Below are 25,406 nucleotides of genomic sequence, written 5' to 3'. Positions count from 1 at the left end.
CGACGACACGCGGAAGCGACAGCAGTTTGAGCGCTGTGTCGAGATCGATCGCATCGAGCGACATCGACTTGAAGAGGGATGCCGTCCGCGGCTTGACCGCGGCGGCCTTCTTCTTCGCTGGGGCCTTCTTTTTCGGCGCATCCGTCACTTCACCGGTGGCGGTGTCGACGACGGGTTCCTCCTCGGGCTCCGGCTCGAGTTCGGTCACGTATGGGCCGAACCGGCCGTCCTTCGCGACGATCTCCTTGCCGTTCTCCGGGTTGAGGCCGATCACGCGGTCGGTGAGCACCGGCGCGTCGATGAGCTCCTGCGCTTTGGCGAGGGTCAGCTCGTCCGGAGCCAGCTCCTCGGGGATGTTGATCCGGCGAGGGACAGCCGGTTCGCCGTCCGCCTGGGCGGGAGCGGAGGCATCCGTCACTTCGAGGTACGGCCCGTACTTGCCGATGCGAATCGTGATGGCGTCGCTCAGGCGCAGCGAGTTGATCTCGCGGGCGTCGATGTCGCCGAGGTTGTCGACGACGGTCCGGAGTCCCCGGTGCTGGTCGCTGCCGTAATAGAAGGACTTGAGCCAGTCGGTGCGGTCCTGCTCGCCGCCGGCGATCCGGTCGAGGTCTTCTTCCATCTCAGCGGTGAAGTCGTACTGGACGAGGTCGTTGAAGTGCTCCTCGAGCAGCCGGACGACGCTGAACGCGATCCACGACGGGATGAGCGCCTGGCCGCGCGCGGTGACGTAACCGCGGTCGGTGATTGTCGCGATCGTCTGCGCGTAGGTCGACGGGCGCCCGATACCCAGCTCTTCGAGCGTCTTGACGAGGCTCGCCTCCGTGTAACGCGGGGGCGGCGAGGTTTCGTGGCCCTTCGCGTCGATGTCGGTGAGGATCAGCGACTGGCCCTCGGTCAGCGGCGGCAGTTTCGCTTCGCGGGCGGCGTTGTCGCTCGCGTTGCGTTCTTCGTCGTGGCCTTCTTCGTAGGCGTGGAGGAATCCGCGGAAGGTGATGACCGTTCCGGATGCCGTCAGCTCGGTGCGCTTGCCGTCGGCGTCCGCTTCGATGGTCACCGTAGCGGTCGAGCCCTTGGCGTCGGCCATCTGGCTGGCGACGGTGCGCTTCCAGATCAGCTCGTACAGTTTGAAGTCCTGGCCGCGGAGGCTGCCGCTCAGTGATGACGGGGTGCGGAAAGTGTCACCGGAGGGGCGGATGGCCTCGTGGGCCTCCTGCGCGCTCTTGTTTTTGCCGCTGTACAGGCGGGGCTTGTCCGGCACGGTTTCTGCACCGTACAGCGCGGTTGCCTGGTCGCGCGCGGCCTTGATCGCCTGGCTCGAGAGCGACGGCGAGTCGGTACGCATGTAGGTGATGTACCCGTTCTCGTACAGCGACTGCGCGACACTCATCGTCTGCCTGGCGGAGAAGCGCAGCTTGCGGGCGGCTTCCTGCTGCAGGGTCGACGTGGTGAACGGCGCGGCGGGGCGCCGCGAGTACGGCTTCGATTCCACCTTCGAGACGACGGCGGATGCCCCGGGTGCGGCAAGTGCTGCGGCGATCGCCTGGGCGGATTGCTCGTCGAGGGGAACGGCCTTGCTGGTGAGCGTGCCGGTGTCGTCGAAGTCACGGCCGGTGGCGATGCGTTCGCCGTCGATGCGGACGAGGCGGGCTTCGAAATGGGTGGCGTCGGCGTCGGGGGCGGCCTGGGCGGTGAGGCCCCAGTACTCGGCGGCGGTGAAGGCGAGGCGTTCACGTTCACGTTCGACGATGAGGCGGGTGGCGGCGGACTGCACGCGGCCGGCGGAGAGGCTTGGGCCGACCTTGCGCCACAGGACCGGCGAAATCTCATACCCATATATACGGTCGAGGATCCGCCGGGTTTCCTGGGCGTCGACGAGAGCGACGTCGAGGTCGCGGGTGTTGCCGACGGCCGAGAGGATCGCGTCCCTGGTGATCTCGTGGAAAACCATCCGCTTGACCGGGACCTTCGGCTGCAGAACCTGGAGCAGATGCCACGCGATGGCTTCGCCTTCGCGGTCCTCATCAGTTGCGAGGAGAAGTTCGTCGGCGTTCTTCAACGCCCGTTTGAGATCAGCGACCGTCTTCTTCTTGTTGTCGGAGACCACGTAATACGGTTCGAAGTCATTCTCGACATCGACGGCGAATTTGCCGAAGGCGCCCTTCTTGAGTTCAGCCGGGAGGTTCTTCGGCTCGGCGAGGTCACGAATGTGCCCCACGGAACTCAGTACCTCGTAGCCGTCGCCGAGGTACCCGGCGATCGACTTCATTTTGGTCGGCGACTCTACAATGACCAACGTTTTTGTGCCTGGCACCCGACTCCTTTCGTCGTGCACACCATACACACCATTTCCCGGTGTCCACCTAATCAGCCGGCGCCGCCGCATCCGTTCGTCCTCTTGATAACAGAAGGATAAAGAGCAGAATGGGGCTATGAGTGCATCAGCGACGACGACCTATACGGCAAAGCTCACGGACGGACCGCTCGAGGGGAAGACCCTGTCGGCGGACTTCCTCGACTCGGGTGATCCGCGTCCCACCGTTGATATTGCCGCACCGGGCGGCAAGACCTATGTCTATGCACGGACGTCCGGTCAGGAATTCGAATCGGAGGACTCGGACCGCCCCAGCGCCGTGAACTATCGGTACCTGACCACCAACTTCGACGAGGCGTAGCCCGCACCGCGGACGACCCTGCGGCGTGGCATCCGCGCACGTCCGTGCATCGTGCTGTGTGCTCCTCCTCACCCGGGTGGCCCAGCCCGCGACGCCACGCTCACCACGACACCGAGCACCTGCCGTGTCGCGGTCACTGTCACCTCCAACCCGGCCACCGCGCATTCGCCCAGAGTCGCTCCGTTGAGCCGGGCTGCCTCCGCGGCGTTCGCACACGGGTAGCCGGGAACCAGCCCGGATGCGGTGTCAGCCGCGGCGAGCGCCGCCGCATCAGCCGCGTTGGCCGTCATCTGGCGCGTCGTCAGGGCGGCGTTGAGTGGCAGGGCGAGCCCTGCGAACATCAGCACCGATGCCACGAGCGCGACGGCGAGCACAGATCCGGACCCCCGCTCCCCCTCCTTGAGGAATGCGGGCCGGTCCCTTCGTCTGGCACCCATGATTCGCCTCACGGGTCTGGCACCCATGGTGCGCTTCACAGCCCGCCGGCGAGGGCGCAACCCGAGGCGCGGACCTGCAGGCCGGCGAGCGCAGCGGGGCCGAAGCCGGCCGGGGCGCTGAGCTGGACGCAGACGAAGTCCCCGCTGGTCGATGTGCTCATCGCCGCCGACGACGCAACGCGCTGCACACGTGCGGCGGCAACGCCGGGAGGGTCGCCGCGAGCGAGGGTGCGGGCGGCGTCCGCCGCGGCATCCGTCAACCGCACCTGTTGCGATGCCACCTGGATGGCGCCGAGGCAGCACGCGAGCACCAGCACGACAACCGGGATCGCCACAGCGAATTCGGCGGCGGCGCTGCCCCGATCGTGGAGCGCCCCGCCAGCCACCAGCCTGCTCACCTCCCGTCGCTGCGCGGCCCGCCGGCGGCGCCCGGCGCGAACCGGGTCGCCGCCGAACCCTGTGGCATGCATGGTCAGCCGTTGACGGTGAGCGCCCGGCGGATGAGATCCGTGAGGATGCCGCGCACTTCGTCGGAGCGCATGATCACCACCAGCAGCCCGGCGAAACCGACCGCCGCAACTGTGGTTTCAATGAAGCGTATATGAAACCAACACCGCCACGTTCTGCCACGATTGTCCTCATGGGGCGAAACAAGCAGCGCGACCGAGACAAAGTAGTTCGGTCCAGGGGTGAACTTGAGATTGGCGTTGTGCTACACGCGGTCGGCCCCATGGTCTCGTGGCTACGAGCACACTTTGTCTTCCTCGTTTTCACAGCTGTCGGCGCTGTAGCAGCGGTCATCGCGCCAATACTTTGGACCGAGCCGGAGAATCAGTGGATGGGCATTACCGCCGGATGTTTGGCGGCACTGGCGATTCTCGGTGACCAAGCTGCCGATAGGTACGAGAACAAAGCCTCAACGCTGACGTTCAAAGAGAGCGAAGTGACGGCCGAGAAAGCGGTCGATGACCTCAACGTCGTGCTCAGCGAGGCGATTGAGGTGATGTTCCTAGCGGGCGCCGCGAAGGCCGAGGCGATTCGAGCACTGCGTCGCACTGTGGCGCGGCAAGCGGCCAGCTCAATCGGCGAAGGAAGCCGCGCGACCTATTACTCCCTGAAACGCGAGAGCGGCGGTCTTCGTATTCTCGGTCAACCCAAGCATGGCAAGGAGGCGGGGCGCTACGACGTCCCTGACCGCCCTTTCATCGAGAAAGAAGATCGAGCACACCCGATCTGGGAATTGATGGATCGGGCAGATGAAGAGCCAGAAGTCCACAGCTACCCTGAGGAGGTTTACGGGGTCGACTGGACAACGAAGAAGTACACGACGTTCTACTCCGTGCCTGTGAAAGCGAACACAGTGCAGTTGGGGATGCTCAGTGTCAACAATTCGCAGGTCGGCTCTATCGGGGGTGCTCAGCGTGCTGTTCTACTGGCAATGGCTCGGACCATGGCACTGGTGATCGCATCGCACAAAGGTCCCCGGCTGCTCAACACTCAGGCCACCTATAGCGCAATGTCAGCGGCACCCACTACCGTGAGTGACATAGGGCAAAGGAGTTCAAAATGAGCACAAAGACCTACGAAGAAGCAGCCAAGAAGAGAGTTGACGCGAAAGTCGCTCGTAACGCAGAACGGCTCACACGCCGATACACCAAAGACTCCACGACGGCGCGTCGAAGCATTGAGAACCGTCAGAAGTTCCTTCGAGGCCGCGCGCTTGGCCAGGCTTAGGACTTAGCCGAGCCGCACCAAACCGCACTCGGGGCAGATCCACCGCACACGTTCGCCTTCGCCGTCTAGCTCCATCGGCACGAGGTCGACCGGACAGTTCGGCGCCGCGATGTGACTCAGATCGTCGCCGGTTTCCGGGTCTGGTTGCTCCTTCATATGCTTCAGTATTGTCACGGCATGGCGGATCAGCAACGACGAAGCCGATGACTGCACCCCGGCCCACAATCGCGGGCCGGGGGCACGAGGCTATGCGGCCGGGGAGCTACCCATCGCCTCGATGAGTCCGATCAAAGCCACGAGCAAAAGGCTCGATTTCGTCGCAAGAGTCAGGAAATCGCTAGATGTCTTGACAAATGAGAAGCTGAACCAACTCGCTTTGGCTGGCGGTTTGCGTTTCTTGAGCGTATCTTTGATACAAGAGGTATGACTTTCCTCGTCGGTCTGGTCCAATGGGCCGGTGTCCTTCCTGGTTGGGATCGAATTGGCGTTCGATCTATCTCGATTTGAAATTGACTAGAGCTGCCCTCAATTGCGAAATGCGAATTGGGGGCTGCTTTTGTTGTGTCTCCATTCTCCCACGGTTTTCGGACACTTCTCAGGAACGGGCGACGTAGTAGTTACGGTGGGCGCGGTTCTCCACAGGCAGTTACACCAGTTCGAACGTATGTTCGCAAGTTCTCCACTGTGTTATCCACATGCACGCGTGCAATAGAAAACCAACCCTCGGCATGCCCTCCGATGCCTTCCGATGCTCATGGGTGCTCAACAACGGCTTATTTCCACATTGCATGCGTGCACTCTTTCTCTTGCCAAAATCTCCTATCCACAGATCGCACAGTTTTTTCGTATGCCCCCGAAAGTAATTCGACGGACCCCGTTTCCTCGGCGTGTCGCGGTACTTCAGCCAATACCGAACCACCGACACGGCGCAGCGAAAACGCAGGCCGAAGCCCCGCCAAGGTCGCAACCTTCGGCGGGGCTTCGGTCGGCTGCACTTGCGGGCAGCCAGGCTATGACGGTGCAATGATCAGTTGGGCCGCCATAACCGCTCTAGGGTCGAGGTGATCAGCGGCCCGCGATAGCGGCGTTTGCTTGTCGCTGGGTGGTGCTTACGTCCCTCGCGTGATCGGGGCGGCCGTCGCCCCTCGCATACGCTGCCTGGCGCTCGCTCGGCGTCGGCTCGCGGTCGTCGGGCTCTGGTTCGGTCAGCGCCCGGTCAGCGGCAACCTGCGCCTGACGTGCGCGGGCATAGGCGACCTGTCGGCGGGTGTTCTCGGTGTTGATTCTGTCGCTCACGGTCGGGCTCCTTCGGTGTTGGTGTCGGTATTGCGGGAGGGGCGGGTGGGCCGCTCGGCTTGCAGCAGCCCGGCGCGGAGCCGGTGAACGTCGACAAGCACGCCCGCCAAGGCGGCGAGGTCGAAGCCTGCCCCGTTAGTCAGCTCGATGTGGATGCGGTCAAGAACGTCGTCTAGCTGCATGTGCAAGAGCGCGAGGCGTTCCCGGTAGGAGCCCGCCGCGCCGCTGTGCTCGCGAACGAGCTGGACGACCTCAGTGTTGACGCTCTCGAGCGACATCCCAAGATCCGTCGCGATACACCGGCGACTCTCGCCGCGAATGAGGCGGTCACCAATGACATCGCGAACGGGGCGCGCCTGGAAGTCGCTGTCGAGGTCGTCGGTGAAGTCGTCGACGATTGTGAGCGTGGGCTTAGTCATCGTCGCCGCCGAGGTCGTCGTCGTCGAAGCCGTCAGTGTCGGCCTCAATCGTCGGCGCGGTTGTCTTCTTGGCCTTGCCTGGCTTGAGCCGTTCGACCTCGCTGGACGCCTTCCCGATGGCGGTGCGGATGCCCTCGAGCCCGGCGTTCAGATCGAAGAAATACGAGCCCTTCGAGTGGACGATGGCAAGCGGCCTCTCGCCCGTCTCGCGGCGTCGGTAAAGGCCCAGCACCCCAACGGACGAATAGAGGGCGTCCGCCGCGTCCTGAGCCATCCTCGCGGCCGTGGTGAGCTTGGTAAGAGCCTTCTTGGCATCGGCGTGGGCGCTGGCGGTCCAGGCGGACTCGTCGGCGGCAATGGCGGCGTGCAAGGCACCGGCTATGGCACTCTCGACGGCGATGAGTGCGGTGAGGTCGGCCTGGGCTTCCTCGGCTTCCTTCTTGGCATCGGCGACGATGGTGTTGCGCTCGATCTTCCCGGTGTTCAGGTACGAGGGGATGGCGGCACTCGATGCCTTGCTCTCGGCCTCACGGGCTGCTCGGCTTGTGGCGTCGCGAGCGCGCCACGCCTCATCCACGTCGGCCTTGTACTGCGCGAGCTTTTCGAGAGCTGCCTTGGTGTTGACGGGCGCGTTGGCGGGAAGGTTGACTGCGTCGCGGTGAATGCGGGTTTTGGTCATTGACACGATGTGCTCCTAGTCGTTTTCGATGGGTAGGGTGACGGGGGAAGTGGGGGCCTCGGGCAGATAGCGGGCGAAGGTGTCGGCAAAGTCGCTGCGATACCAGCCCTTTTGGATGCCGGTGCTCGAGTCGAAGCGGATCGGGTGCGGTTTCGGTATCTCGAACTCGCCGAACGTCCTCGACAGGTACTGGGAATCGATACCGGTACCGCCGAAGTGTTCCCACGGAGCTTCTTCCAACTGGAGCAGTTCGCCGAGCAGGTCGGTCGAGCGAATGCGGTCGCGGGTGCCGAGGATGCGGCGCACGTCGGAGAGAAGGCGAATGGAGTGCGGCTGGGCTCGGTCGCCTTCTTCGTTCGTCAGCGCAATGGCTGCCTCGCGTGCCAGGCGCGGCCATTCGCCGCCTGCCGCGTCAGCGAGGGCGACGAGTGCTTCCCACTTCTGTTCGTTGCGGTTGCCGCCCAATTCGTCGGGCATGTCGGGCCAGTCGGTCATGCTTTCGGCGGCGAGTACCGCCCAGAAGCCGAGCCGGTCACGTAGTTCGATGTGCTCTAGTTCGTGCTTTCGGACGCGGTAAATCTCGACAGTCTCGGCGGGGAGCTTGCGGCGCATCCGAATGACGATCGACCGACTGGCAACCGTGTCAGGCGGCTCGCTGAGGCCAGCCAGCGCCTTGGGCGTGTAGGTAGGCAGTTGCCGGGCCTCCCACTTTCCGTGGCCCGCTGGAACGTTGATCGGGTGGTTACCGTTCGGGTAGGCACCATCGTTGAAAATCTTGCGGAGCGATTCGGTGTCCGAATTGCCGTGTCGGCCCCAGATGGTGTCGTACTCGTCAAGAGCTATCGTCAGAGGCGCCGCTTCAGGGTCGGCGTTGATTTCTCGGGCAATGAGCGAAGCCGTCATGTGCGACGCAAGCAACCGCCGCGGCGCGAGCTTGGTAACGAGGTCCAATGAATTGCTCTTGCCCGAGCCAGGCGTCGGTGAGCTAAACAGGAGAAGCGGCGACATGTCGAAGGCCCGATGCACATGCGTATGTGCCGCCCAGAGCGTGCACGCGATGGCAGCGTGGTCGCTCGGAAAGACGATAAAGCGGGTAAGGAATCCCCGGACCGCATCGAGTGCGGCGACACCCTCAACCGATGCAGTGAGCGCCTTCTCTTCACGCTCAGCGAGTGCCTTCTTGCGTCGCTTCTCGATCTTCTTTGCTTCCTTCTTGGAAAGCTTCAGCGTGCCGTCTGGGTTGGTCTCCCACGGCTCGAGAGGCTCGGCAAGGATGCGAGCGTGCTCGAGGTCGGCGAGCTTGGCACGGATGGCTTCGACTTCAGCGTCAAGGTCGGCCGCCTTGGCTCTCTTGCCCCGGCTCACTTGATCCTGCCGAACTTGTGTAAGAGGGCAGCAAGTGCTGTCTCGGCGTCGGCCGCGAGTTCGTCATGTTGTGCGGCAACCTGACGGTCTCGAATCGCACGAGCGCGCCAGCGGGTCGCCTCGGCCTCGTAGAAGGCAAGTAGCAGGTCGTCGTCGCAGAGGGGCGGGGTTGCTGGGCCGTCCGACTCGACGCGCCGGGCCAGTTCGGCGGTAGCATCGTCGGCCAGGCGCTTAGCCACCCGACGGGCGTCGGTCCGGTTGAGGTCGTCGAGAAGGCCCAGGCTCTCTGCTTTCTCGAACCAGAACGCCTGTACCTCGGGATCAGCGATGAAGGCGGGCTTCCGGCCGGACTCTTCCGCCTTGGTCGCTGGAAGCCCGCGGGCTACGCGGTCGGCGCGGTACTTGACCCAGCGCTTCTCGATGTCGCGTCGGCCTTGGGCTACCCGGTCGAAGGGCTCGCGCTCGGTCATCGGGCGACACTCCGGGCGGGCTTGAGCAGCAGCGCGAGGCGGGCTCGGATGGCCGGTGTGAGTTCCGGTGCCGCAGCGGCGATGCGCTCGACTGTGCGGTCTGTCTCGGGGTCGGTGGCGGGAGCCATTGGCACTACTCCGAAGATTCGGAGAGTGACCGCGAGACTCTGCCGACCCAAGCAGCTTGCCCGACGTGCCTACTCGTTGTTCGTGCGGGCGGTATGCCCCGAGAGGGTGGGGATCGCTCCCCAGGTCTGGCACTAACCATACGCTGTGATCGACAATAGGTCAATTCGAATACCGCAGTTGATCGGGCATTTTCGGACAATGGTTGACCAATGGATGAGGTGGGATATTGGCGACCTGGCGGGGCGGCAGTGAGAGTCGACGGATCGACGGCGCTAAGCGTCGGGGCGCCACCGGCGTAACCGGCGTAACCGATGTAACCGCCCCCCAGATGAATAAAGGTCGAACCTTCTTCACTTGAACTTACATATGGAAAAAGAGGAGAGCTAAGCGCATATATTCACTCGGGGCGCGGTTACATCGGTTACCGGGGTTATGATCCGCACCTAGTGGACCTATGACTCGCGCGCACGCCCACGGCACACTGAGACCGCGCGCCCCGTTAGTGACCTCCGCCGCTACTGTGGTCGCCAATAGCACCCGCCGCCCTGCTCAACGCGGCCGGATCGCGCCGCAACAGCGCTCCGGCGGGGTACGCCGCAATAGCCACTGCGCCCGCTGTCGCCAATAGGGCGTACCCGAAGGGGGACTGAGCTTTGCCCCGCCACGGCTGCCAGACTGACCGCACCTAGAGAAAGGCTCCCAATGACTGCGAGTGACGACCCCTGCCGCATCTGTGGTTCACCGGCACACGTGAGGCACGTGGAAGGGGATAAGAGGCTCCTCGACAAGTTCCCCCGCTTGGTAGAGAAGCGTGTTTGCACGAACCCCCGGTGCGACAGCAACACCGGCTATGACCCGAGGCTCGGCAAAGTGGTCTAGTTGTGCCACTCGAGCGCGACAGTGCGGGCCATCGCCTCGTCGCTCATCGCGCGGCGGTTCCCCTGCCCGACGCTGTGCAGCACGACGGTCGCCAGCGCCTCGAGGATGGCGCGCTTGCGACTCAACGGCAGCGCGTACCAGGCCGCCGCCACGTCGCTCTGACCAACCACCTCGGCGAACGCATTGGTGTCGACGCCCGCCCGCAACAGGTCGTCAAGCTCGGCGATGCGAGCGTTGGCGCGCTTGGTCAGTCGCACCCGCTCGGCTCGGTCGATCAGCCCGTCTTGCTCGTCGTCGCCCGCCTGGCGCACGGCAACCTCGAGGCGGCGACGCTCGGCCCGTAGCGCGTCGGTGTCGGGGCGGTCGCGGTCGGCCAGAAGGTCGAGGGCGTCGGGCCGCGACAGTCGCGCGATGACGACGCGCTCAATGAAGTCGTCAAGCGGCGCACCCCGTCGCATGAAGTGGGCCATGCTGCGGCACCGGTAGCTCTGGATGCCGCGCTCACCGCCGCCTGCCCTGACCGGCTCCCGGCACACGCCGCACACCGCGAGCCCGGACAGCAGCCACTTTCGCGTCGGCCCCGGTGAGGTCTTCCGCTCGGGGTGCGCCAGCCGCGCCTTGGCCTCTTCCCACTCTTCGGGCGCGACGACGGCGGGCCAGTCGCCAGCCTCGGTGGTCGCCAGTGTGATTGCGGCTTGGTCGTACGGCCGCTGCTCGCCGCCCTCGGCTGGGATCGGCAGCCGTCCCGCGTAGTAGGGCGACATGAGCATGCGACGGATGGTCGAGACACCGAACGCGAAGCCGTCAGGGTTGCTCTTGGTGCCGAGCGTGCGCTTGCCTGCCGCGTTTAGGTCGCGGGCGATGGCCCCGAGCGGCACACCGGCAAGGAACGCGTCGTAGATCGCACGCACGTCGTCAGCGCGGCCGCCGTCCAAGGCGTACGCCTGAGTGCTCCCGTTCTCTGCCCGCTCTTTCGCGGTGACCCACCGGTAACCGTAGGGCACGCGTCCCGAGGTCGGCACGCCGGTCGCCCGGCGTGCTGCGTTGGCGAACACGCGCCGCTCGGCCTTGATTTCGCTCTCGGCCCGCGACACCGAGGTAAGCACGTTGGCGACCAGTCGCCCTGACGGGCTCGCGAGGTCGAGCGCCCCGTCGGTGGTGACGGTGTTGACCCGGGCGGCGGTTAGTTGCTCGAGCGCCGACAGCGACCGCCCGAGCCGGTCGAGCTTCCGCACAATGAGCACGTCGAAGCGCCCGGCGCGTGCGTCGTCAAGCAGGCGCGCGTAGGCCGTGCCGTCGCCGCGCGCCTTGTAGCCGCTCACGTTGTCGTCTTCGTACACCTCGACCACGACATACTCGCGCGCAACGGCGAGCGCGTGGCAGGCTTCGAGTTGTCGCTTGATACCTTCGGGCTCAGCGACGGATTGGCGTACGTAAATTGCGGCGCGCTGCGGTTTTGCGGTCTCCGGGGTCATGGTCGCAAGTATGCTCTAACCGCACGACAATGGCCATCGTCGCGATAGCGTACTCCGCCGTCGCCGCTCCGGTGTCGTCGGCCAACCGGTTCCGTACCCTCTCGGCGTGTTCTCGCAGTCGCGCCATGGCGTTGTTCTCCTTCGATGTTCGGGATGTTCCAGCGGCGCGAGGACTTCCATCCTCGCGGTCACTGGCGAGCCGTGAACCGGCTCCACGGGAACTGTGGAGAACCTCATCCGATGCCCTGCACCGTGGAGGAGAGGACGCTCAACAGCAGGGGCGCGACACCGACGAGCATGAACGCCGGAAGGATGCACACGCCGAGCGGCAGCATCAACCGGGTGGCGAGGGATGCCGCGGCCTGCTGCGCGTTCGACCGGGCGTCCCGCCTCACCTGATCCGCTTCGCCGCGGAGCAGGTCCGCCGCCGGGACGCCAGCCGCCCGGGACAATGCCAGCACCCCGGAAATCACTGCGTCATCGCGGTTGCGCTCGTGCCGGGAAGCGGAACGCGAGGTGGGCGGTTCGGCAGGCTCCAGCGGTCGGAACCTGGCGAGCGCCGACGTCACGACGGCGACCGCCCGGTCCACCGACACCCCGGACGACATGGCGATCGCGGTGAGATCGATCGCCAGGCCGGGGGCAGTGGACCGGGGCGTGGACCGGTTCACCATGCCGGTCGACCATCGCCACGCCGCGAGCATGAGCAGCGCCGCCCCGGTCAGGCAGACGAGGCCGGGGGCGGTTCCGACGAGGGTGCCGAAGGTGTCGAAACCGAGCAGGAGGCCGAAGAGCAGCCCGACGACCGGCAGCGCCAGAACGAGTCGCGAGGTGGATCGCGGCCCGGCCAGGGCAGCTTCGATGTCGCGTTGGGCCTGGCCGAGGGCGCGCTGGGATCCGGCGAGCTGGTGCAGGCATCCGGCCAGCGGCGCGCCGGTCTCGATCGCCACCGACCACGCCGCGGCAACGGGAAACCAGGCCGCAGCGGCTGGGGAGGCGCGGCTGCCGTTCGCCGAGCGTTGTCGGGTGCCATCCGGCGCGCCTCGGGCTGCCTCCGCGATGGCGACGGCGATGTCGGCGCCGACCTGCGCCGCTGCCGCCGCGGCGGCGAGCACCTCAGGAATCCTCGCCGGATCCGGGCCGCCCCTCCCCTGCCGGGAGACGCCACCGGAGGCGAGGTAGCCCCACGCCGCCGAGGGCGGTACGCCCGCGGCGAGGAGGACCGCGAGACGCTCAGTGACCGCCGCGACGCGTTCGATCGGTGGCGTACACTCCGGGTCCCTCATCGTGCCCCCGAATCCGACCGGATCGCGAGCCTGCCGTTCCCGTCGAGCTCGAACCGACCGATCCGGTCCAGCCGCCGAACACCGCCTTCGCGCTCCAGGTGCAGCACCAGGCCGATCGCACTCACGGTCTGCCGGGCGACGGCATCCGGGGTCATTCCGGCGAGCGCGCCGAGAGCCTCCACCCGCGCCGGAACGTCCTCGAGCGAGTTCGCGTGCAGGGTTCCCGCCCCGCCGTCATGCCCGGTGTTCAACGCGGCGAGCAACTCCCGCACCTCGGCACCACGGCATTCACCGACGATCAGTCGATCCGGCCGCATTCTGAGCGCCTCCCGCAGCAACCGTTCCAGGCCGATGGCCCCTGCCCCCTCGAGGTTGGCCTGGCGGGATTCAAGCGACACGAAATGCGGATGCTCCACCCCCAGTTCCGCGACATCCTCGATCGCGACGATCCGTTCGTCGTGCGGCGCTTCAGCGAGCAGCGCGCCGAGAAGCGTCGTCTTGCCCGAGCCGGCCGCACCGGTGACCAGCAGGTTGACCCGATCGGACACCGCTCTCCGCAGGCGACCCAGGACGCCGGCGGCGTCGTCGCCAAACGCGCCCGCCGCAGCGAGGTCGGCGAGCCGGAAACGGCGAACCTGCGGCACACGAACGCTCAGCAGCGTGCCGCAGAGGGACACCGGTGGAAGCACCGCATGCACGCGGATGCCTCCCTGCAACCGCACGTCGACACAGGGTGTGGCCTCGTCGATGTGGCGGCCGCCGAGCGCGATGAGCCGCACCGCCAACTCACGCAGCGGACGCTCCGGCAGCGTCCAGGCAGCATCCCGCTGCAGCCCTGAGCCCCGGTCGGTCCACAACCCGCCTTCGCCGTTCACGAACACGTCCGTCACATCCGGCCCCATGAGATAGGGGGCGAGCGGGCCGAACTCGGCGGCCGTGCGCATCCGGGCTAGTCGTGCGTCTTCGAGCGCCTGCGGCCCAGCCCGGATATCGCTCGCTGGTGATGAACGCCCTGTGCCCGTCGTCGGCAGTTCTCGGCCGTGCGTTCGCGCAGCATCCCGCTCCGGCACCAGGGAACGGCCATCGGACGGGGCCGGGCGGGTCGGTTCTGAGATCACCGCCAGCGCAGGTCGGGCGACGAATCGGTCGGTCATGCAGCCAGATTAGGAAGCAGGACGTCCGCCCATGCCGGATCGACAGCATCCGTGGACAACCGGAAGAGAACCGGTCGAGGTGAGGGGATCCGCGTCGCGTGGAGCGACCGGGAAAATGAGAGGGCGACACCCATTGGGGGGAATGGATGCCGCCACACGCGACGCTCGATTGGGGGGAATCTTCACGTCGCACGCACGAATTAAGAATTCGGCCGAGCCCAAGTGTACGCGCAAACAGCTGCTGCGCAAGACCTGGCGGGGCGATTCTGGTCCCCCAAAGAGTGGACACCGCCGAGGCGCCCCCATGCGGGCGCTCCACACCCTCCAAGAGGGGCCATGACGATCGGAGTACAGTCTGTAGGAGTCACACAGTTGTCAGTGCCGAGAACCTGTCGCAAAGGAGCGAGTAGACACAAGATGAATACACAGATCGACAATCTCCTGCATGAACACCGCAAGTTTCCTCCGAGCGAGGACTTCGCGAGGAATTCGGTGGCGACCACCGAACTCTACGAGGAGGCGAAAGCCGACCGGCTGGAATTCTGGGCTCGGCAGGCGCGTGAGCTGCTGGACTGGGAAACCCCGTTCACTCGCACCCTCGACTGGTCGAACCCGCCGTTCGCGAAATGGTTCGACGACGGCCGCCTGAACGTCGCATACAACTGCCTCGACCGCCACGTCGAGGCCGGAAACGGCGACCGGGTCGCTTTCCATTGGGAGGGCGAGCAGGGCGACAGCCGCACAGTCACCTACGCGGAGCTCACCGCGGAGGTCAAGCGCGCGGCCAATGTTCTCTCCGGTCTGGGTATCGGCGAAGGCGACCGTGTCGCGATCTACCTTCCGATGATCCCCGAAGCGGTCGTCTCCATGCTCGCGGTCGCGCGCCTCGGCGCCGTGCACTCGGTGATTTTCGGCGGATTCAGCGCCGACAGCATCCGTTCGCGGGTTGACGATGCCAGTGCGAAACTCGTCATCACCGCAGACGGCGGGTGGCGCAAGGGCAAGGTGTCGGCGCTGAAACCAGCGGTGGATGCCGCGTTGCAGGCCCGCGGCGACCTCGGCCCGCAGGAAACGGTCACCAACGTGCTCGTCGTCAAGCGGGGCGAGAACGAGGTCGACTGGACCGATCGCGACCTGTGGTGGCATGAGGAAATGGCCAAGGCTGAGCCGGAACACGAGGCGCAGCCGTTCGCGGCCGAAAGCCCGCTGTTCATCCTCTACACGTCGGGCACGACCGGTAAACCGAAGGGAATCCTGCACACCTCGGGCGGGTACCTGACGCAGTGCGCCTTCACCCACAAGATCGTCTTCGACCTCAAACCGGAGACAGACGTCTACTGGTGCACGGCCGACATCGGCTGGGTCACCGGTCACAGCTACGTCGTCTACGGGCCGCTCGCGAACGGCGCCACCCAGGTGCTGTACGAGGGCACACCGGACACACCACACCCTGGTCGCTGGTGGGAGATCATCGAGAAGTACAAGGTGACGACCTTTTACACCGCGCCCACCGCCATCCGTTCGTTCATGAAACTGGGACGGAAGATCCCGAAGCAGTTCGACCTCTCGTCGGTGCGCCTGCTCGGCTCGGTCGGCGAACCGATCAACCCCGAAGCATGGATGTGGTATCGCAAGGTCATCGGCGGGAAGGCGGCTCCGGTCGTTGACACCTGGTGGCAGACCGAGACCGGCGCGATCATGATTTCAGCGCTCCCCGGCATCACCGAGACGAAGCCCGGCAGCGCCCAGGTGCCGATCCCGGGTATCAACGTCGACGTCGTTGACGACGACGGCCAGCACGTGGGCACCGGCAACGGCGGGCTGCTCGTCGTCACCGAACCGTGGCCGTCGATGCTGCGGGGTATTTGGGGCGACCCTGAGCGGTTCAAGGAAACCTACTGGGAGAAGTTCGGTGACAAGTACTTCGCCGGCGACGGAGCCCGGCTCGACCATGACGGCGACATCTGGCTGCTCGGCCGTGTCGATGACGTCATGAATGTCTCGGGGCACCGACTCTCGACGGCGGAGATCGAGTCGGCCCTCGTCGCGCATCCGTTCACCGCGGAGGCTGCGGTTGTCGGAGCGCACGACGACACCACCGGCCAGGCCGTCGTGGCGTTCGTCATCATCAAAGAGAGCATGCTTGAGGAGTCGGCGGCGGTCGAGGACATCGCGGCGGTTCTCCGGGCGCATGTCGGCGAGCAGATCGGCCCGATCGCGCGCCCCCGCGACGTGTTCGTGGTCAACGAGTTGCCGAAGACCCGCTCGGGCAAGATCATGCGGCGTCTGCTGCGCGATGTCGCGGAGGGTCGGGAGGTCGGCGACACCACCACCCTGGCCGACACGACGGTGATGCAGATCATCACGGGGCAGGTGACGGCGAAGTAGCCGCGAACGGATGGCAGGAGATCGCACGATTATCAGGACCGAATGCCCAAAAGCATCCTGAAAAGCGTGCGATCTCCTTTTCTGCGGTCGACTGCGCCGTCAGAGGTGCAGGCCTTGCGCCATTGCGGAGAGAACGGTTGACTCCACGTAAGCCCACTGGCCGACGACCTGTGCGTAGTCGAACCGAAAAACCGTGCACCCCATCAGCGTCAGTCGGCCGTCCTGTCGAATATCGCGGCGTCGCCGATCGGCATTGGAATGAGGCCCGTAGCCGTCGATCTGCAAGACCAGTCGTTTGCCGATGAGCCCGTCGACGGGATGGTCGTCGATGACAACCTGCTGTTTCACGACGACTCCGATCCGCGCAAGCCGGATACGCGGAATGGACTCGATACCTGAGTCGGAGAATTCACTCGCGGCGGCTCGTGCGCTCCCGAACCGTGTCGACTTCGTTGATATGCGCAGCAATTGGCTGGCACTGATCTTCTTCAGCCTCAAGGCCGAATCGAGGACGACGACTGCCGTTTCGAACGGCTGGCATTCCGCTACTCGCACGAGCACGTTCTCAAGTGGGTCGATCAGTTTCAGCGAACTGACCGCGATGGGGCCCTCAGACCAGTGCACCTTCACACTCGAGGGAAGAGCCAATCGTCCAGCATTGGACGGAACGGCCAGGTGCGTCGTGTCGTCGGGGATCGTCCAGAGGCCGTAGCGCTCGGAGGCGGTCAAACAGGTCAGCCTCCCGCCATGCCGGGCAGCCAGCAGTACCGCAGGGTCACAATCCGGTAGGGCGAGCCAATCCCGGCGAACTCTGACCAATGAGCCAGAGGAGAGTGCCGAACGGATCCCATACTTGGTGGCACCCGCCTTGATGATGTCGCTCGTATGTGCGATTCGCCCGCTGCGCCGCACCCAGTCCTCGATGTCCATGCTCGACCATGCAGGAACGCCGGGTACCCAATCCACGATCGGCGGCACATTGTGGAGAGCGGGCGCGCTGATCCTCAGGTGAGGGGCTGAACTCATCGAACGCAAAAAAGGAGATCACACGGTTATCAGGACGAAATGCCCGAAAGCATCCTGATAATCGTGTGATCTCCTGTCAATCGTGCGACGGCACTGCGATCAAGGCGAAGAGCTACGCGAACGCGACCACGAGCTCCACTTCGACCGGGGCGTCCATCGGCAGCACCGCAACGCCGACGGCGGAGCGGGCGTGGGCGCCGGAGTCGCCGAAGATCTCCCCGAGCAGCGTCGACGCCCCGTTGACCACTCCAGGCTGGCCGGTGAATGACGGGTCGGATGCCACGAAGCCGGTGACCTTCACGATCTGGGTGACACGATCCAGCGACCCGATCACACCGTGGATGGCCGCGAGCGCGTTGAGCGCACAGGTCGCCGCGTAGGCCTGCGCCTCCTCGGCAGACACAGAGGCACCGACTTTGCCGGTGGCCGGAAGGGCACCATCGACGAAGGGCAGCTGGCCGGAGGTGTAGACGAGGTTCCCCTGCACGACAGCGGGAACGTAGGCGGCGACCGGTGCGGCGACCGCGGGAAGGGTGAGCCCCAGCTCAGCGAGCCGGTCTGCGATGCGCGACATCAGGCATCCGCCACTGGGCGCTTGAGGTACGCAACGAGGCCACCTTCGGGCCCGTTGACCACCTGTACGAGTTCCCACCCGTCGCTGCCCCAGTTGTTGAGTATGGCGGCGGTGTTATGGATCATCAACGGGGTGGTGATGTACTCCCAGCGGGGCATATTTTCCTCTTGTTCGTGCGGGTAGGGGTGCTTTTACAGAATTGTCACTTATTCTCGATCTTATGCCTGAACAAAAACGCACGGCTAGAGGTGTGCTTGGGGGGTTCCTCGGCTTCATCGCACTGAGTGTCGCCGCCGGACTCCTCGTCACTGCTGCCATCACACCCGCCCTTGCCGTGACCGGCGTCACCGCCAACAACGCCATCAGCGTGTTCGATGGGCTCCCGGACTATCTCAAGGTCGGCAAGACCATGGAGAAGACGAACATCTGGGCGAACACCGCAGACGGCCAGCAGCAGCTGCTGGCCTCGTTCTTCGACCAGAACCGTGAAGAAGTGCCGTGGGAGCAGGTTTCCCAGTACGCCAAGGACGCGGCCGTCGCGGCTGAAGACCCCCGCTTCTACACTCACGGCGGCATCGACGTCATGGGTACGACCCGCGCCATCCTGAAGACCTACATCGGCGGCGACACCCAGGGTGGGTCGTCGATCACGCAGCAGTACGTGAAGAACGTGCTCGTGCAGCAGTGTGAGGTCGATTCAGCCAATCAGGAGGAGCTCGAAGCCTGCGCGAACGAGGCGACCACGGCTGACGGCATGGAAGGCGCCGGGCGCAAGCTCAAGGAGATGCGGTTCGCGATCGGCGTTGAGAAGGACTACAGCAAGGACGAGATCCTTCTCGGTTACCTCAACATCGCCAACTTCGGCGCGCGCACTTACGGCATCCAGGCCGCGTCCAAGTATTACTTCGGCGTCAATGCCGCCGATCTCACGATCGAGCAGGCCGCAACGCTGCTCGCCATTGTGAACGCCCCCTCCGCACTGCGGATCGACCTCCCCGAGAGCGAGTCGAACGGAGCAGCGAACGGCTACGCCAGAACCCTCGAGCGCCGCAACTATGTGATCGACAAGATGCTCGAAGAGGGCAAGATCACCCAGGAACAGCACGACGTGGCACGCGCCGTGCCGGTCACCCCCGCGATCAACGCGCCAAGCACCGGATGCCAGACAGCCGGCGACAGCGCCTACTTCTGTGACTACGTGACCCGGATCGTCAAGAACGATCCCGTATTCGGCGAGACCGCTGAGGACCGCGCCGCGACGCTGCGCCGCGGTGGACTCCAGATTTACACCACGCTCGACCTGGACCTGCAAGCCGCATCCGCTGCCGCCATCAACGAGTACCTCCCGAAGTCGATGGACTCCGTTCGGATCGGTGGTGCCGCTGTGACGGTGCAGCCGGGCACCGGTCGCGTGCTCGCAATGGCGCAGAACAAGACTTACAGCAACGACCCGGACCTGACCTCACCCGGTGGTGAGTACACATCCGTGAATTACAACACCGACTACAAGTACGGCGGATCCAGCGGCTTCGACGTGGGATCGACCTTCAAGTCGATGATCCTGCTCGACTGGCTCAAGAACGGGCACTCGCTTCGCGAGTCCGTCAGCGGCGAGAAGCGCACCTTCACCCGGTGGACAGACAGCTGCTCCGGCAACTACACGAAGTCGTACACCCCGGTGAACTACGACGGCACGAGCCCAGGCCAGATCACTCCGATCGAGGCGACGAAGCGATCGGTGAACACGGCGTTCGTCGCCATGGCGCAGAAGCTCGACATGTGTGAGATCTACCAGACCGCCGAAGACATGGGGATCCACCGCGCGGACGGCGAAGAGCTGCAGCGGTTCCCCGCCACGCTCCTCGGCTCGAACGAGATCGCCCCACTGTCGCTCGCTACCGCGATCGCCGGCATCGCCGCTCAGGGCCTGTCCTGCACCCCGGTCGCCATCGAGAAGATCACCGGTCCCGACGGCGAAGAGATCGCTGCGCCGAAGAGCCAGTGCACCCAGGCGGTGACCCCTGAGGTCGCAAACACCGCAGCGTTCGCGCTGGAGACCGTCTTCGAAAGCGGCGGCACCGGCGCTCGCGCCGCCGTTCCCGGAGCTCCGCTCATGGGCAAGACGGGAACAGCCGATGAGGCCAGGCACTCCTGGATCACCGGTGGGACGACCGAAGCTGTTACCTCCCTCTGGGTTGGCAACGTCGTTGGTGACTCGAGCATGTACGACGTCCGCGTCAAGAAGGGCGTGTCGGGTTTCAGCGCGAAATTCGGGATCTTCTCCGGCATCCTCCGCTCATCGATCGCCAAATACGGTGGCGAGAAGTTCGCGGCACCGGACGACGCCCTGATCCGCGCCAAGCAGATCAGGGTCCCGGATGTCACGGGCCAGTCGGTCGAGTCTGCGACCACAGCGCTCCAACGTGCGGGCTTCAGCACGCAGGTTGGATCACCCGTCGCTTCCAGCGTCGGCGCCGGCCTTGTGGCGTCAACCAGCCCAGGAGCGGGAGCATCCGTCTCCACCGGCTCCACCATCACCATTCAGCCGTCCACAGGCACCGCTCCGAAGGCTCCTGAGCCTCCCCAGGAGGAGCAGCCCGATTCCGGCAGCGTCCCCAACGTTGTCGGCAAGGCACCGGATGTCGCACGCAGTGACCTGGCAGCGGCCGGCTTCAACAACGTCAAGGAGGCCTGCCAGGCCGTGCCTGGTGGGGCGGCGCTTCCCGAGATCGTGACGGCACAGAACCCAGGGCCCGGTACCGAAGCCGACCCGGCGGGCGAAGTGACCATCACGGTCATGAAACAGAAGTGTTAGTGGAAAGAGCTGCTGGCGGTCGGGGGGCCGGGGGCGCCTTGAGCGCGCTCGCCTTCGTCGGTGCCGCCGCGTTCGCCTGGGGTTCCCTCGTCGAACGCCGACTCTTCACCCTGCGTCGCGAAACGGTGCCGGTGTTGCCCAGGGGTGCCGAGTCCGTCACGATCCTCCACCTCAGCGACCTGCACATGGCGCCGTGGCAGCACGACAAGCAGGCGTGGATCCGCTCCCTCGCCCTGCTCAAGCCCGACCTGATCGTCGACACCGGCGACAACCTGGGGCACGAAGACGGCATCCCGGGCGTGGAGCGTGCCTTCGCCGAGTTCGGCGGCATCCCCGGCCTCTACGTGCACGGATCCAACGACTACTTCGGTCCGATGCACAAGAACTGGCTGAAGTACCTCACCGGTCCGTCGAGCGCTCACCGCAGGCGGAAGAGCCCCAGATCCCGGAACCTGGACACCCCCCGGCTGGACACATTCTTCGCGGATGCCCTCGGTTGGCAGAACCTGAACAATGCGGTCGGCAGTGTCACGGTCAAGGGCACCCGGTTCGACGTGTTCGGCGTCGACGACCCGCACATCGGCGCCGACCGGCTCGATCTGCTTACGGGCCTGCTGGACAGCCAGCAGGACGATGAAACGCTCGAGACCGCGGATGCCGGCCTGCAGCACGTCGTCAACATCGGCGTCGTTCATGCGCCGTACCAGCGCGTTCTCAATTCCTTCCTCAACCACGGAGCCGATCTCATCCTCGCCGGGCACACCCACGGCGGCCAGGTCTGCGTGCCCGGCTACGGCGCACTTGTCACGAATTGTGACATCCCGCGCGCGCAGGTCAAGGGACTGAGCCTGTGGCGCCACGCGCTGCGCTCCGCTTTCTTGCACGTCAGCGGCGGGCTCGGCACGTCGATTTACGCCCCCATGCGCTTCGCCTGCCGGCCTGAGGCGACTCTGTTGACCCTCGTCGCCCGCGACTGACGGTAGCGGCGCTGGGACGGTCTAAGCACCGCTGAGGGCAGCCGCGCGGGCAACAAAAAGACCGCCCGGCTCCTGGCGGAACCGAACGGTCTGACTGTCGGGGTGGCGGGATTCGAACCCACGACCTCTTCGTCCCGAACGAAGCGCGCTACCAAGCTGCGCCACACCCCGATGGCCCGGAGGCCTCAATAAGAATAGCCGATAAATCCGCGGTCCGAGGACGCCATCGGCTCCGCCTCGGTCGACCCCGTTGCCAACTGCGGAGAAATCGCGCGAATCCGACCGCAACGGCCGGGTGACGTGCGTTCGGCCGAGAATCTCCGAAGTTGAAAACGACGTCGGGCTACCGGCGCCCGAGGCCCCGGTAGGTCCAGCCGGCCGCCCGCCAGGCGTCGGCGTCGAGGGCGTTCCGGCCGTCGACGAGAAGCGGATGCGTGACCTGCGCCGCCACGGACGACGGGTCGAGCGCGCGGTAGTGCTTCCACTCGGTGAGCAGCACCACGGCGTCGGCGCCGGCGAGGGCCTCATCCAGCGTGCCGAAGGAGAGCTGCGGATGCAGTCGCGTCGAGTTGGGGATCGCCTCCGGGTCCGTGGCGACGACGTGCGCGCCGAGCCCGTGCAGCTGCACGGCGACATCGAGAGCGGGCGAATCGCGAACGTCATCACTGTCGGGCTTGAACGCGAGGCCGAGCACGGCGACCTTCTTGCGGAACACACTCCCGCCGAGCTCTTCGACGACCACATCCACGGCGCGTTGCCGGCGGCGCAGATTGATCGCGTCGACCTCCTTGAGGAACGCGACAGACTCACCGCGGCCGAGTTCCTCCGCCCGCGCCGTGAAAGCCCGGATGTCCTTCGGCAGGCAGCCGCCGCCGAAACCGACGCCGGCGTTGAGGAACTTGCGGCCGATCCGCGCGTCATAGCCGATCGCATCCGCCAGCTGGGTGACATCGGCTCCGGTCACCTCGGCGATCTCGGCCATCGCGTTGATGAACGAGATCTTGGTGGCCAGGAACGCGTTCGCCGCGACCTTCACCAGCTCCGCCGTCGCATAGTCGGTGACGACAACGGGAGTGTCCGCGGAGACCGCTGTTGCGTACACCTCGTTCAGGAGGTCCACGGATGCCGTTTGGCCGTCTGCGATCCCGTACACGAGCCGGTCGGGAGTGACGGTGTCCTTGACCGCGTAGCCTTCACGCAGGAACTCCGGGTTCCAGGCCAGCCTGGCGCCGGTGGGTTCCACGAGCTTCGCGAGCCGGGCAGCCGTGCCGACAGGCACCGTGGACTTGCCGACGACGAGATCCCCGGATGCCACGTGGGGCATCAATGAAGCAAAAGCGGCGTCGACATAGCTGAGGTCCGCTCCCCCGCTCGTCTTCAACTGGGGGGTGCCGACAGCGACGAAGTGTACGAGGCTGCCGGCGGCATCCGCGATGTCCGTACTGAACCGCAGCCGCCCCGAGCCGAGCCCGCGGGCGAGCAATTCGGGCAGGTCCGGCTCGTAGAACGGGGCCCGGCCGTTCGAAAGAGCTTCGATTTTCTCGGCGTCGACGTCGATTCCGACGACCTCGTGCCCGAGGGAAGCCATGGACGCCGCATGCACGGCACCGAGGTAGCCGCAGCCGATCACAGAGATTCGCATAGTGCGTTCAGCCTATCGAGCGGGGATGAACGGCCGGTGTCCAGACCGCTCCACGGTGGTGCACAAAGCTCAGGTCAGGAGCATCTCGCCTCTCCCCGGGCGAGGCTGTTGACCGTGAGTCCGGGAGTCGTGTCCACGCGGGAGGGAACGGCGTTCGAGTACGAGACAGCTATTTGCCCGGACTCACCGGGCTTCACGTCGACGAATCCGGAGACGATGACGTGTCCCGCCGCGTCCTGCACCGACGTCAAACTCACTCCGTCACGCGTGATGAGCCGAGCGCCCGGCGGAAGGGCGATGAGTACTTGCGTTCGTATCGAACCGGCGGGCACGCCGAACAGAGACCCTCCAGTAACAAAAGCAGGAAGGCTCGTCGCGGCATCTGCGGGCGCCTCATTCGTGAGCTGGACGGTGACCCGCTGTACCCCGACTCTCTCACAGGAAACGGTGACGAAACGGTCAAGATAGAAGCTCATTTTGGCGCCGGTTGCGTCGTTCAGGTAGACACCGAGCACCGGATCGGATTCGTCGGGAACGGCAGCCAGAGTGGTCTCCGCGAGTGCGCTCTGTTCGGCACCGTCCGCGCTCCAGATCCGGATGCGCCCCTCGTCCCCTGCCCGCACGATCGCCGAGAGCAGTCGGGCGGGGTTCACTGTGTCTGAGTTCAGGGCGGTGAAGGCGGCTCGGGCAACGGATGCGAAGAACCGGTCCTGGTCGGCCGGCTGCTTCACGGTGTCATAGATGTCACTGAGCAGCATCTGGACGGCGTTGTCACTGGAGAGTATTGCGCCGTTGTCCAGCCGAACCGGGCCCGTGGCCGTGAGGACGTAGGAAAGAACGTACGGATCGATCGTGACGACGCCGTCAATCCGCATGCCAACGACCGGTTCAGCCATCGTCTTGGCGATGGCGCCGGTGCGGCTGAAGTCCGGGGTGCGGTTCACATCCTGAATCTGGCGCGCGAGGAGCGTGCTGTACAACTCGACCTCGACTGGGCTCAGCGGCAACGCCGGCTCCGGCAGCACGGGATAGTCCATGATTGACTTCTGCGCGGCAAGAGCAAGGTTTCCGCCGCTTGCCGCCAGCACGGCGGTGGCGCCTGACACACCGCCTGAGGCACGCAACTCAGCGCTGTTCTGGAAGAGGACAAGGTAGTTCCGCTGCCCGTCGGCGCCGAGCATGCCGGGCATCAGGGCCGTCGCCCGCTGGATGGACTGCACTGTCGTGGTCACGTCGCCGACAAGGTCAGTCAATTCGGTAACCGCCTTACGCACGAACGGCAAGGTCGAACCCGTCTCGATCTCAGCCACCCGGCCGGCGATCGCCTCAGCGGCGTCCCGCGCCTTCGTGGCGCCGGGAGCCATTTCCTGAAGCGGCTCGAGCGGGATGGAGGTCCCAGCGAATGAACTCGCATTGAGCTCACCGGCGAGCGGTAGAAGAGTTGCTGCGACTTCAGTGACCAGGTCGTCGACGGCCTGAGCCGACACGCGTACGGCAGAGAGGTTCGATCCGACGACAGGAACGAGTTCGACCGCACGCCAGACGGGATCGCTCGTGAGCAGCACGGCTGCCTGCGTGTGCGTTGCCGCGCGCCCGAGCGTCGTCGTTGCGTCCTGCACGTTCCCGTCGACCATCTCAGTACGGAGCGCCGAGGCGAAGGAGCGGGCCGTGGACAGTTCACTCGCCGCGGACGCCCCCCGAATGCCGATCCAGAGGCTGACCGTGACCATGCCGAAAATCAACACGACAAGAGCAAGAAGAAGGGGGGTGCTCGCTGTTTTCCGCTTCGAAAAGCTGCGTGGGGTTGTCATTCGAGAATCCGCTTCGAGTCCAGAGAGGGATATGACGATTACTCAGGTTCAGCCTACGGGGTGAAGTCGTAGCGCCCGTCACTCGAACGGGGGGTTGACCGCGTATCAGGTCCACGCGTACGCAGGCGGTTTACTCTCGAACAGGCCGCCGTTCGCAGAACTGATCCGGCCGGAA

At 65.3% G+C, this 25,406-nt stretch carries 23 protein-coding genes, 1 tRNA gene and 1 pseudogene; 6 read left to right on the top strand and 19 right to left on the bottom strand.

All coding sequences use genetic code 11. From position 1 onward, the window contains the following. The coding region (gene topA / locus ACLQ62_RS12710; protein WP_411722003.1) for a type I DNA topoisomerase at positions 1-2,314 on the bottom strand (2,314 nt) is incomplete at its 3' end. 118 nt (positions 2,315-2,432) lie between these two features. Between topA and ACLQ62_RS12705 the strand changes: the two genes are divergently transcribed. Then, entirely contained in the window at positions 2,433-2,675 is a 243-nt protein-coding gene (locus ACLQ62_RS12705) for a hypothetical protein (protein ID WP_411722002.1), read from the top strand. A 68-nt stretch (positions 2,676-2,743) separates the two neighbouring features. On the opposite strand, the gene ACLQ62_RS12700 is transcribed toward ACLQ62_RS12705, so the two are convergent. From ACLQ62_RS12700 to ACLQ62_RS12690, 3 genes and pseudogenes are all read right to left on the bottom strand, one after another. Then, positions 2,744-3,112 carry an Rv3654c family TadE-like protein gene (locus ACLQ62_RS12700; protein WP_411722001.1) on the bottom strand — a complete coding sequence of 123 codons (369 nt, stop codon included), beginning with the start codon at positions 3,110-3,112 and terminating at the stop codon, positions 2,744-2,746. Positions 3,113-3,147: 35 nt separating this feature from the next. Continuing rightward, complete coding sequence (locus tag ACLQ62_RS12695) at positions 3,148-3,582, bottom strand: TadE family type IV pilus minor pilin (protein ID WP_411722000.1); 435 nt, start codon at positions 3,580-3,582, stop codon at positions 3,148-3,150. Positions 3,583-3,584: 2 nt separating this feature from the next. Further along, positions 3,585-3,695, bottom strand: a pseudogene (locus ACLQ62_RS12690) (DUF4244 domain-containing protein); the annotation flags it as partial. Between the two features lie 255 nt (positions 3,696-3,950). Between ACLQ62_RS12690 and ACLQ62_RS12685 the strand changes: the two are divergent. Both ACLQ62_RS12685 and ACLQ62_RS12680 read left to right on the top strand, forming a co-directional pair. Next, positions 3,951-4,682 carry a hypothetical protein gene (locus tag ACLQ62_RS12685; RefSeq protein ID WP_411721999.1) on the top strand — a complete coding sequence of 244 codons (732 nt, stop codon included), beginning with the start codon at positions 3,951-3,953 and terminating at the stop codon, positions 4,680-4,682. Beyond that, positions 4,679-4,846 carry a hypothetical protein gene (locus ACLQ62_RS12680; RefSeq protein WP_411721998.1) on the top strand — a complete coding sequence of 56 codons (168 nt, stop codon included), beginning with the start codon at positions 4,679-4,681 and terminating at the stop codon, positions 4,844-4,846. Before ACLQ62_RS12685 ends, ACLQ62_RS12680 begins: the two co-directional genes overlap by 4 nt. A 1,065-nt stretch (positions 4,847-5,911) precedes the next feature. On the opposite strand, the gene ACLQ62_RS12675 is transcribed toward ACLQ62_RS12680, so the two are convergent. The 9 genes from ACLQ62_RS12675 to ACLQ62_RS12635 all read right to left on the bottom strand — a co-directional run bounded on the left by ACLQ62_RS12675 (position 5,912) and on the right by ACLQ62_RS12635 (position 13,998). Continuing rightward, the gene (locus tag ACLQ62_RS12675) at positions 5,912-6,142 is read right to left on the bottom strand and encodes a hypothetical protein (protein WP_411721997.1); all 231 of its coding nucleotides are present in this window, start codon (positions 6,140-6,142) and stop codon (positions 5,912-5,914) included. Then, positions 6,139-6,561: a hypothetical protein gene (locus ACLQ62_RS12670; protein WP_411721996.1), complete on the bottom strand. Its 423-nt coding sequence runs from the start codon at positions 6,559-6,561 to the stop codon at positions 6,139-6,141. Before ACLQ62_RS12670 ends, ACLQ62_RS12675 begins: the two co-directional genes overlap by 4 nt. Further along, positions 6,554-7,246 carry a hypothetical protein gene (locus ACLQ62_RS12665; RefSeq protein WP_411721995.1) on the bottom strand — a complete coding sequence of 231 codons (693 nt, stop codon included), beginning with the start codon at positions 7,244-7,246 and terminating at the stop codon, positions 6,554-6,556. The genes ACLQ62_RS12670 and ACLQ62_RS12665 overlap by 8 nt, the downstream gene beginning before the upstream one ends. Before the next feature lie 9 nt (positions 7,247-7,255). Then, complete coding sequence (locus ACLQ62_RS12660) at positions 7,256-8,605, bottom strand: DUF3631 domain-containing protein (protein WP_411721994.1); 1,350 nt, start codon at positions 8,603-8,605, stop codon at positions 7,256-7,258. Beyond that, the gene (locus ACLQ62_RS12655; protein WP_411721993.1) at positions 8,602-9,075 is read right to left on the bottom strand and encodes a hypothetical protein; all 474 of its coding nucleotides are present in this window, start codon (positions 9,073-9,075) and stop codon (positions 8,602-8,604) included. Before ACLQ62_RS12655 ends, ACLQ62_RS12660 begins: the two co-directional genes overlap by 4 nt. Beyond that, positions 9,072-9,203, bottom strand: a complete 132-nt coding sequence (locus tag ACLQ62_RS12650) for a hypothetical protein (protein ID WP_411721992.1) — start codon at positions 9,201-9,203, stop codon at positions 9,072-9,074. The genes ACLQ62_RS12655 and ACLQ62_RS12650 overlap by 4 nt, the downstream gene beginning before the upstream one ends. An 876-nt stretch (positions 9,204-10,079) precedes the next feature. Beyond that, positions 10,080-11,558, bottom strand: coding sequence for a recombinase family protein (locus ACLQ62_RS12645; RefSeq protein WP_411721991.1), 1,479 nt, complete (start codon positions 11,556-11,558; stop codon positions 10,080-10,082). 233 nt (positions 11,559-11,791) lie between these two features. Next, positions 11,792-12,844: a type II secretion system F family protein gene (locus tag ACLQ62_RS12640; protein ID WP_411721990.1), complete on the bottom strand. Its 1,053-nt coding sequence runs from the start codon at positions 12,842-12,844 to the stop codon at positions 11,792-11,794. Next, positions 12,841-13,998, bottom strand: coding sequence for a TadA family conjugal transfer-associated ATPase (locus ACLQ62_RS12635; protein ID WP_411721989.1), 1,158 nt, complete (start codon positions 13,996-13,998; stop codon positions 12,841-12,843). The genes ACLQ62_RS12640 and ACLQ62_RS12635 overlap by 4 nt, the downstream gene beginning before the upstream one ends. Positions 13,999-14,415: 417 nt before the next feature. On the opposite strand from ACLQ62_RS12635, the gene acs reads away from it, so the two are divergent. Beyond that, positions 14,416-16,386 carry an acetate--CoA ligase gene (gene acs / locus ACLQ62_RS12630; protein ID WP_411721988.1) on the top strand — a complete coding sequence of 657 codons (1,971 nt, stop codon included), beginning with the start codon at positions 14,416-14,418 and terminating at the stop codon, positions 16,384-16,386. 99 nt (positions 16,387-16,485) lie between these two features. On the opposite strand, the gene ACLQ62_RS12625 is transcribed toward acs, so the two are convergent. The 3 genes from ACLQ62_RS12625 to ACLQ62_RS12615 all read right to left on the bottom strand — a co-directional run bounded on the left by ACLQ62_RS12625 (position 16,486) and on the right by ACLQ62_RS12615 (position 18,144). Continuing rightward, positions 16,486-17,115, bottom strand: a complete 630-nt coding sequence (locus tag ACLQ62_RS12625; protein ID WP_411721987.1) for a DNA/RNA helicase — start codon at positions 17,113-17,115, stop codon at positions 16,486-16,488. A 409-nt stretch (positions 17,116-17,524) separates the two neighbouring features. Beyond that, entirely contained in the window at positions 17,525-17,986 is a 462-nt protein-coding gene (locus tag ACLQ62_RS12620; RefSeq protein WP_411721986.1) for a RidA family protein, read from the bottom strand. Further along, positions 17,986-18,144, bottom strand: coding sequence for a hypothetical protein (locus tag ACLQ62_RS12615; protein ID WP_297361475.1), 159 nt, complete (start codon positions 18,142-18,144; stop codon positions 17,986-17,988). The genes ACLQ62_RS12620 and ACLQ62_RS12615 overlap by 1 nt, the downstream gene beginning before the upstream one ends. Positions 18,145-18,206: 62 nt before the next feature. On the opposite strand from ACLQ62_RS12615, the gene ACLQ62_RS12610 reads away from it, so the two are divergent. Together ACLQ62_RS12610 and ACLQ62_RS12605 are read left to right on the top strand one after the other, a co-directional pair. Continuing rightward, positions 18,207-20,801 (top strand): transglycosylase domain-containing protein, encoded by a 2,595-nt coding sequence (locus tag ACLQ62_RS12610; protein WP_411721985.1) that lies wholly within the window; start codon positions 18,207-18,209, stop codon positions 20,799-20,801. A 38-nt stretch (positions 20,802-20,839) separates the two neighbouring features. Beyond that, positions 20,840-21,778 carry a metallophosphoesterase gene (locus ACLQ62_RS12605; RefSeq protein WP_411721984.1) on the top strand — a complete coding sequence of 313 codons (939 nt, stop codon included), beginning with the start codon at positions 20,840-20,842 and terminating at the stop codon, positions 21,776-21,778. A 97-nt stretch (positions 21,779-21,875) separates the two neighbouring features. On the opposite strand, the gene ACLQ62_RS12600 is transcribed toward ACLQ62_RS12605, so the two are convergent. From ACLQ62_RS12600 to ACLQ62_RS12590, 3 genes are all read right to left on the bottom strand, one after another. Beyond that, positions 21,876-21,949, bottom strand: a tRNA-Pro gene (locus tag ACLQ62_RS12600). Positions 21,950-22,121: 172 nt separating this feature from the next. After that, positions 22,122-23,420: a UDP-glucose dehydrogenase family protein gene (locus ACLQ62_RS12595; protein WP_411721983.1), complete on the bottom strand. Its 1,299-nt coding sequence runs from the start codon at positions 23,418-23,420 to the stop codon at positions 22,122-22,124. A gap of 74 nt (positions 23,421-23,494) precedes the next feature. After that, on the bottom strand, positions 23,495-25,231 hold the full coding sequence (locus ACLQ62_RS12590) for a DUF4012 domain-containing protein (RefSeq protein ID WP_411721982.1): 1,737 nt from the start codon (positions 25,229-25,231) through the stop codon (positions 23,495-23,497). Positions 25,232-25,406 lie beyond the last annotated feature (175 nt).

It is taken from the genome of Mycetocola sp., from assembly GCF_046716805.1.
GTDB lineage: Bacteria > Actinomycetota > Actinomycetes > Actinomycetales > Microbacteriaceae > Mycetocola_A.
Note: the sequence above shows the minus strand (reverse complement) of the source record. Positions and strands in the feature narration are given on the sequence as shown.

What these genes read in the sequence shown, in the direction of transcription:
- ACLQ62_RS12700 (WP_411722001.1), bottom strand. Translation starts at nt 3,112, where the DNA reads ATGGGTGCCAGACGAAGGGACCGGCCCGCATTCCTCAAGGAGGGGGAG.
- acs (WP_411721988.1), top strand. Translation starts at nt 14,416, where the DNA reads ATGAATACACAGATCGACAATCTCCTGCATGAACACCGCAAGTTTCCT.
- ACLQ62_RS12620 (WP_411721986.1), bottom strand. Translation starts at nt 17,986, where the DNA reads ATGTCGCGCATCGCAGACCGGCTCGCTGAGCTGGGGCTCACCCTTCCC.
- ACLQ62_RS12610 (WP_411721985.1), top strand. Translation starts at nt 18,207, where the DNA reads ATGCCTGAACAAAAACGCACGGCTAGAGGTGTGCTTGGGGGGTTCCTC.
- ACLQ62_RS12705 (WP_411722002.1), top strand. Translation starts at nt 2,433, where the DNA reads ATGAGTGCATCAGCGACGACGACCTATACGGCAAAGCTCACGGACGGA.
- ACLQ62_RS12685 (WP_411721999.1), top strand. Translation starts at nt 3,951, where the DNA reads ATGGGCATTACCGCCGGATGTTTGGCGGCACTGGCGATTCTCGGTGAC.
- ACLQ62_RS12680 (WP_411721998.1), top strand. Translation starts at nt 4,679, where the DNA reads ATGAGCACAAAGACCTACGAAGAAGCAGCCAAGAAGAGAGTTGACGCG.
- ACLQ62_RS12695 (WP_411722000.1), bottom strand. Translation starts at nt 3,582, where the DNA reads ATGCATGCCACAGGGTTCGGCGGCGACCCGGTTCGCGCCGGGCGCCGC.
- ACLQ62_RS12595 (WP_411721983.1), bottom strand. Translation starts at nt 23,420, where the DNA reads ATGCGAATCTCTGTGATCGGCTGCGGCTACCTCGGTGCCGTGCATGCG.
- ACLQ62_RS12670 (WP_411721996.1), bottom strand. Translation starts at nt 6,561, where the DNA reads ATGACTAAGCCCACGCTCACAATCGTCGACGACTTCACCGACGACCTC.
- ACLQ62_RS12635 (WP_411721989.1), bottom strand. Translation starts at nt 13,998, where the DNA reads ATGACCGACCGATTCGTCGCCCGACCTGCGCTGGCGGTGATCTCAGAA.
- ACLQ62_RS12615 (WP_297361475.1), bottom strand. Translation starts at nt 18,144, where the DNA reads ATGCCCCGCTGGGAGTACATCACCACCCCGTTGATGATCCATAACACC.
- ACLQ62_RS12590 (WP_411721982.1), bottom strand. Translation starts at nt 25,231, where the DNA reads ATGACAACCCCACGCAGCTTTTCGAAGCGGAAAACAGCGAGCACCCCC.
- ACLQ62_RS12645 (WP_411721991.1), bottom strand. Translation starts at nt 11,558, where the DNA reads ATGACCCCGGAGACCGCAAAACCGCAGCGCGCCGCAATTTACGTACGC.
- ACLQ62_RS12640 (WP_411721990.1), bottom strand. Translation starts at nt 12,844, where the DNA reads ATGAGGGACCCGGAGTGTACGCCACCGATCGAACGCGTCGCGGCGGTC.
- ACLQ62_RS12655 (WP_411721993.1), bottom strand. Translation starts at nt 9,075, where the DNA reads ATGACCGAGCGCGAGCCCTTCGACCGGGTAGCCCAAGGCCGACGCGAC.
- ACLQ62_RS12650 (WP_411721992.1), bottom strand. Translation starts at nt 9,203, where the DNA reads ATGGCTCCCGCCACCGACCCCGAGACAGACCGCACAGTCGAGCGCATC.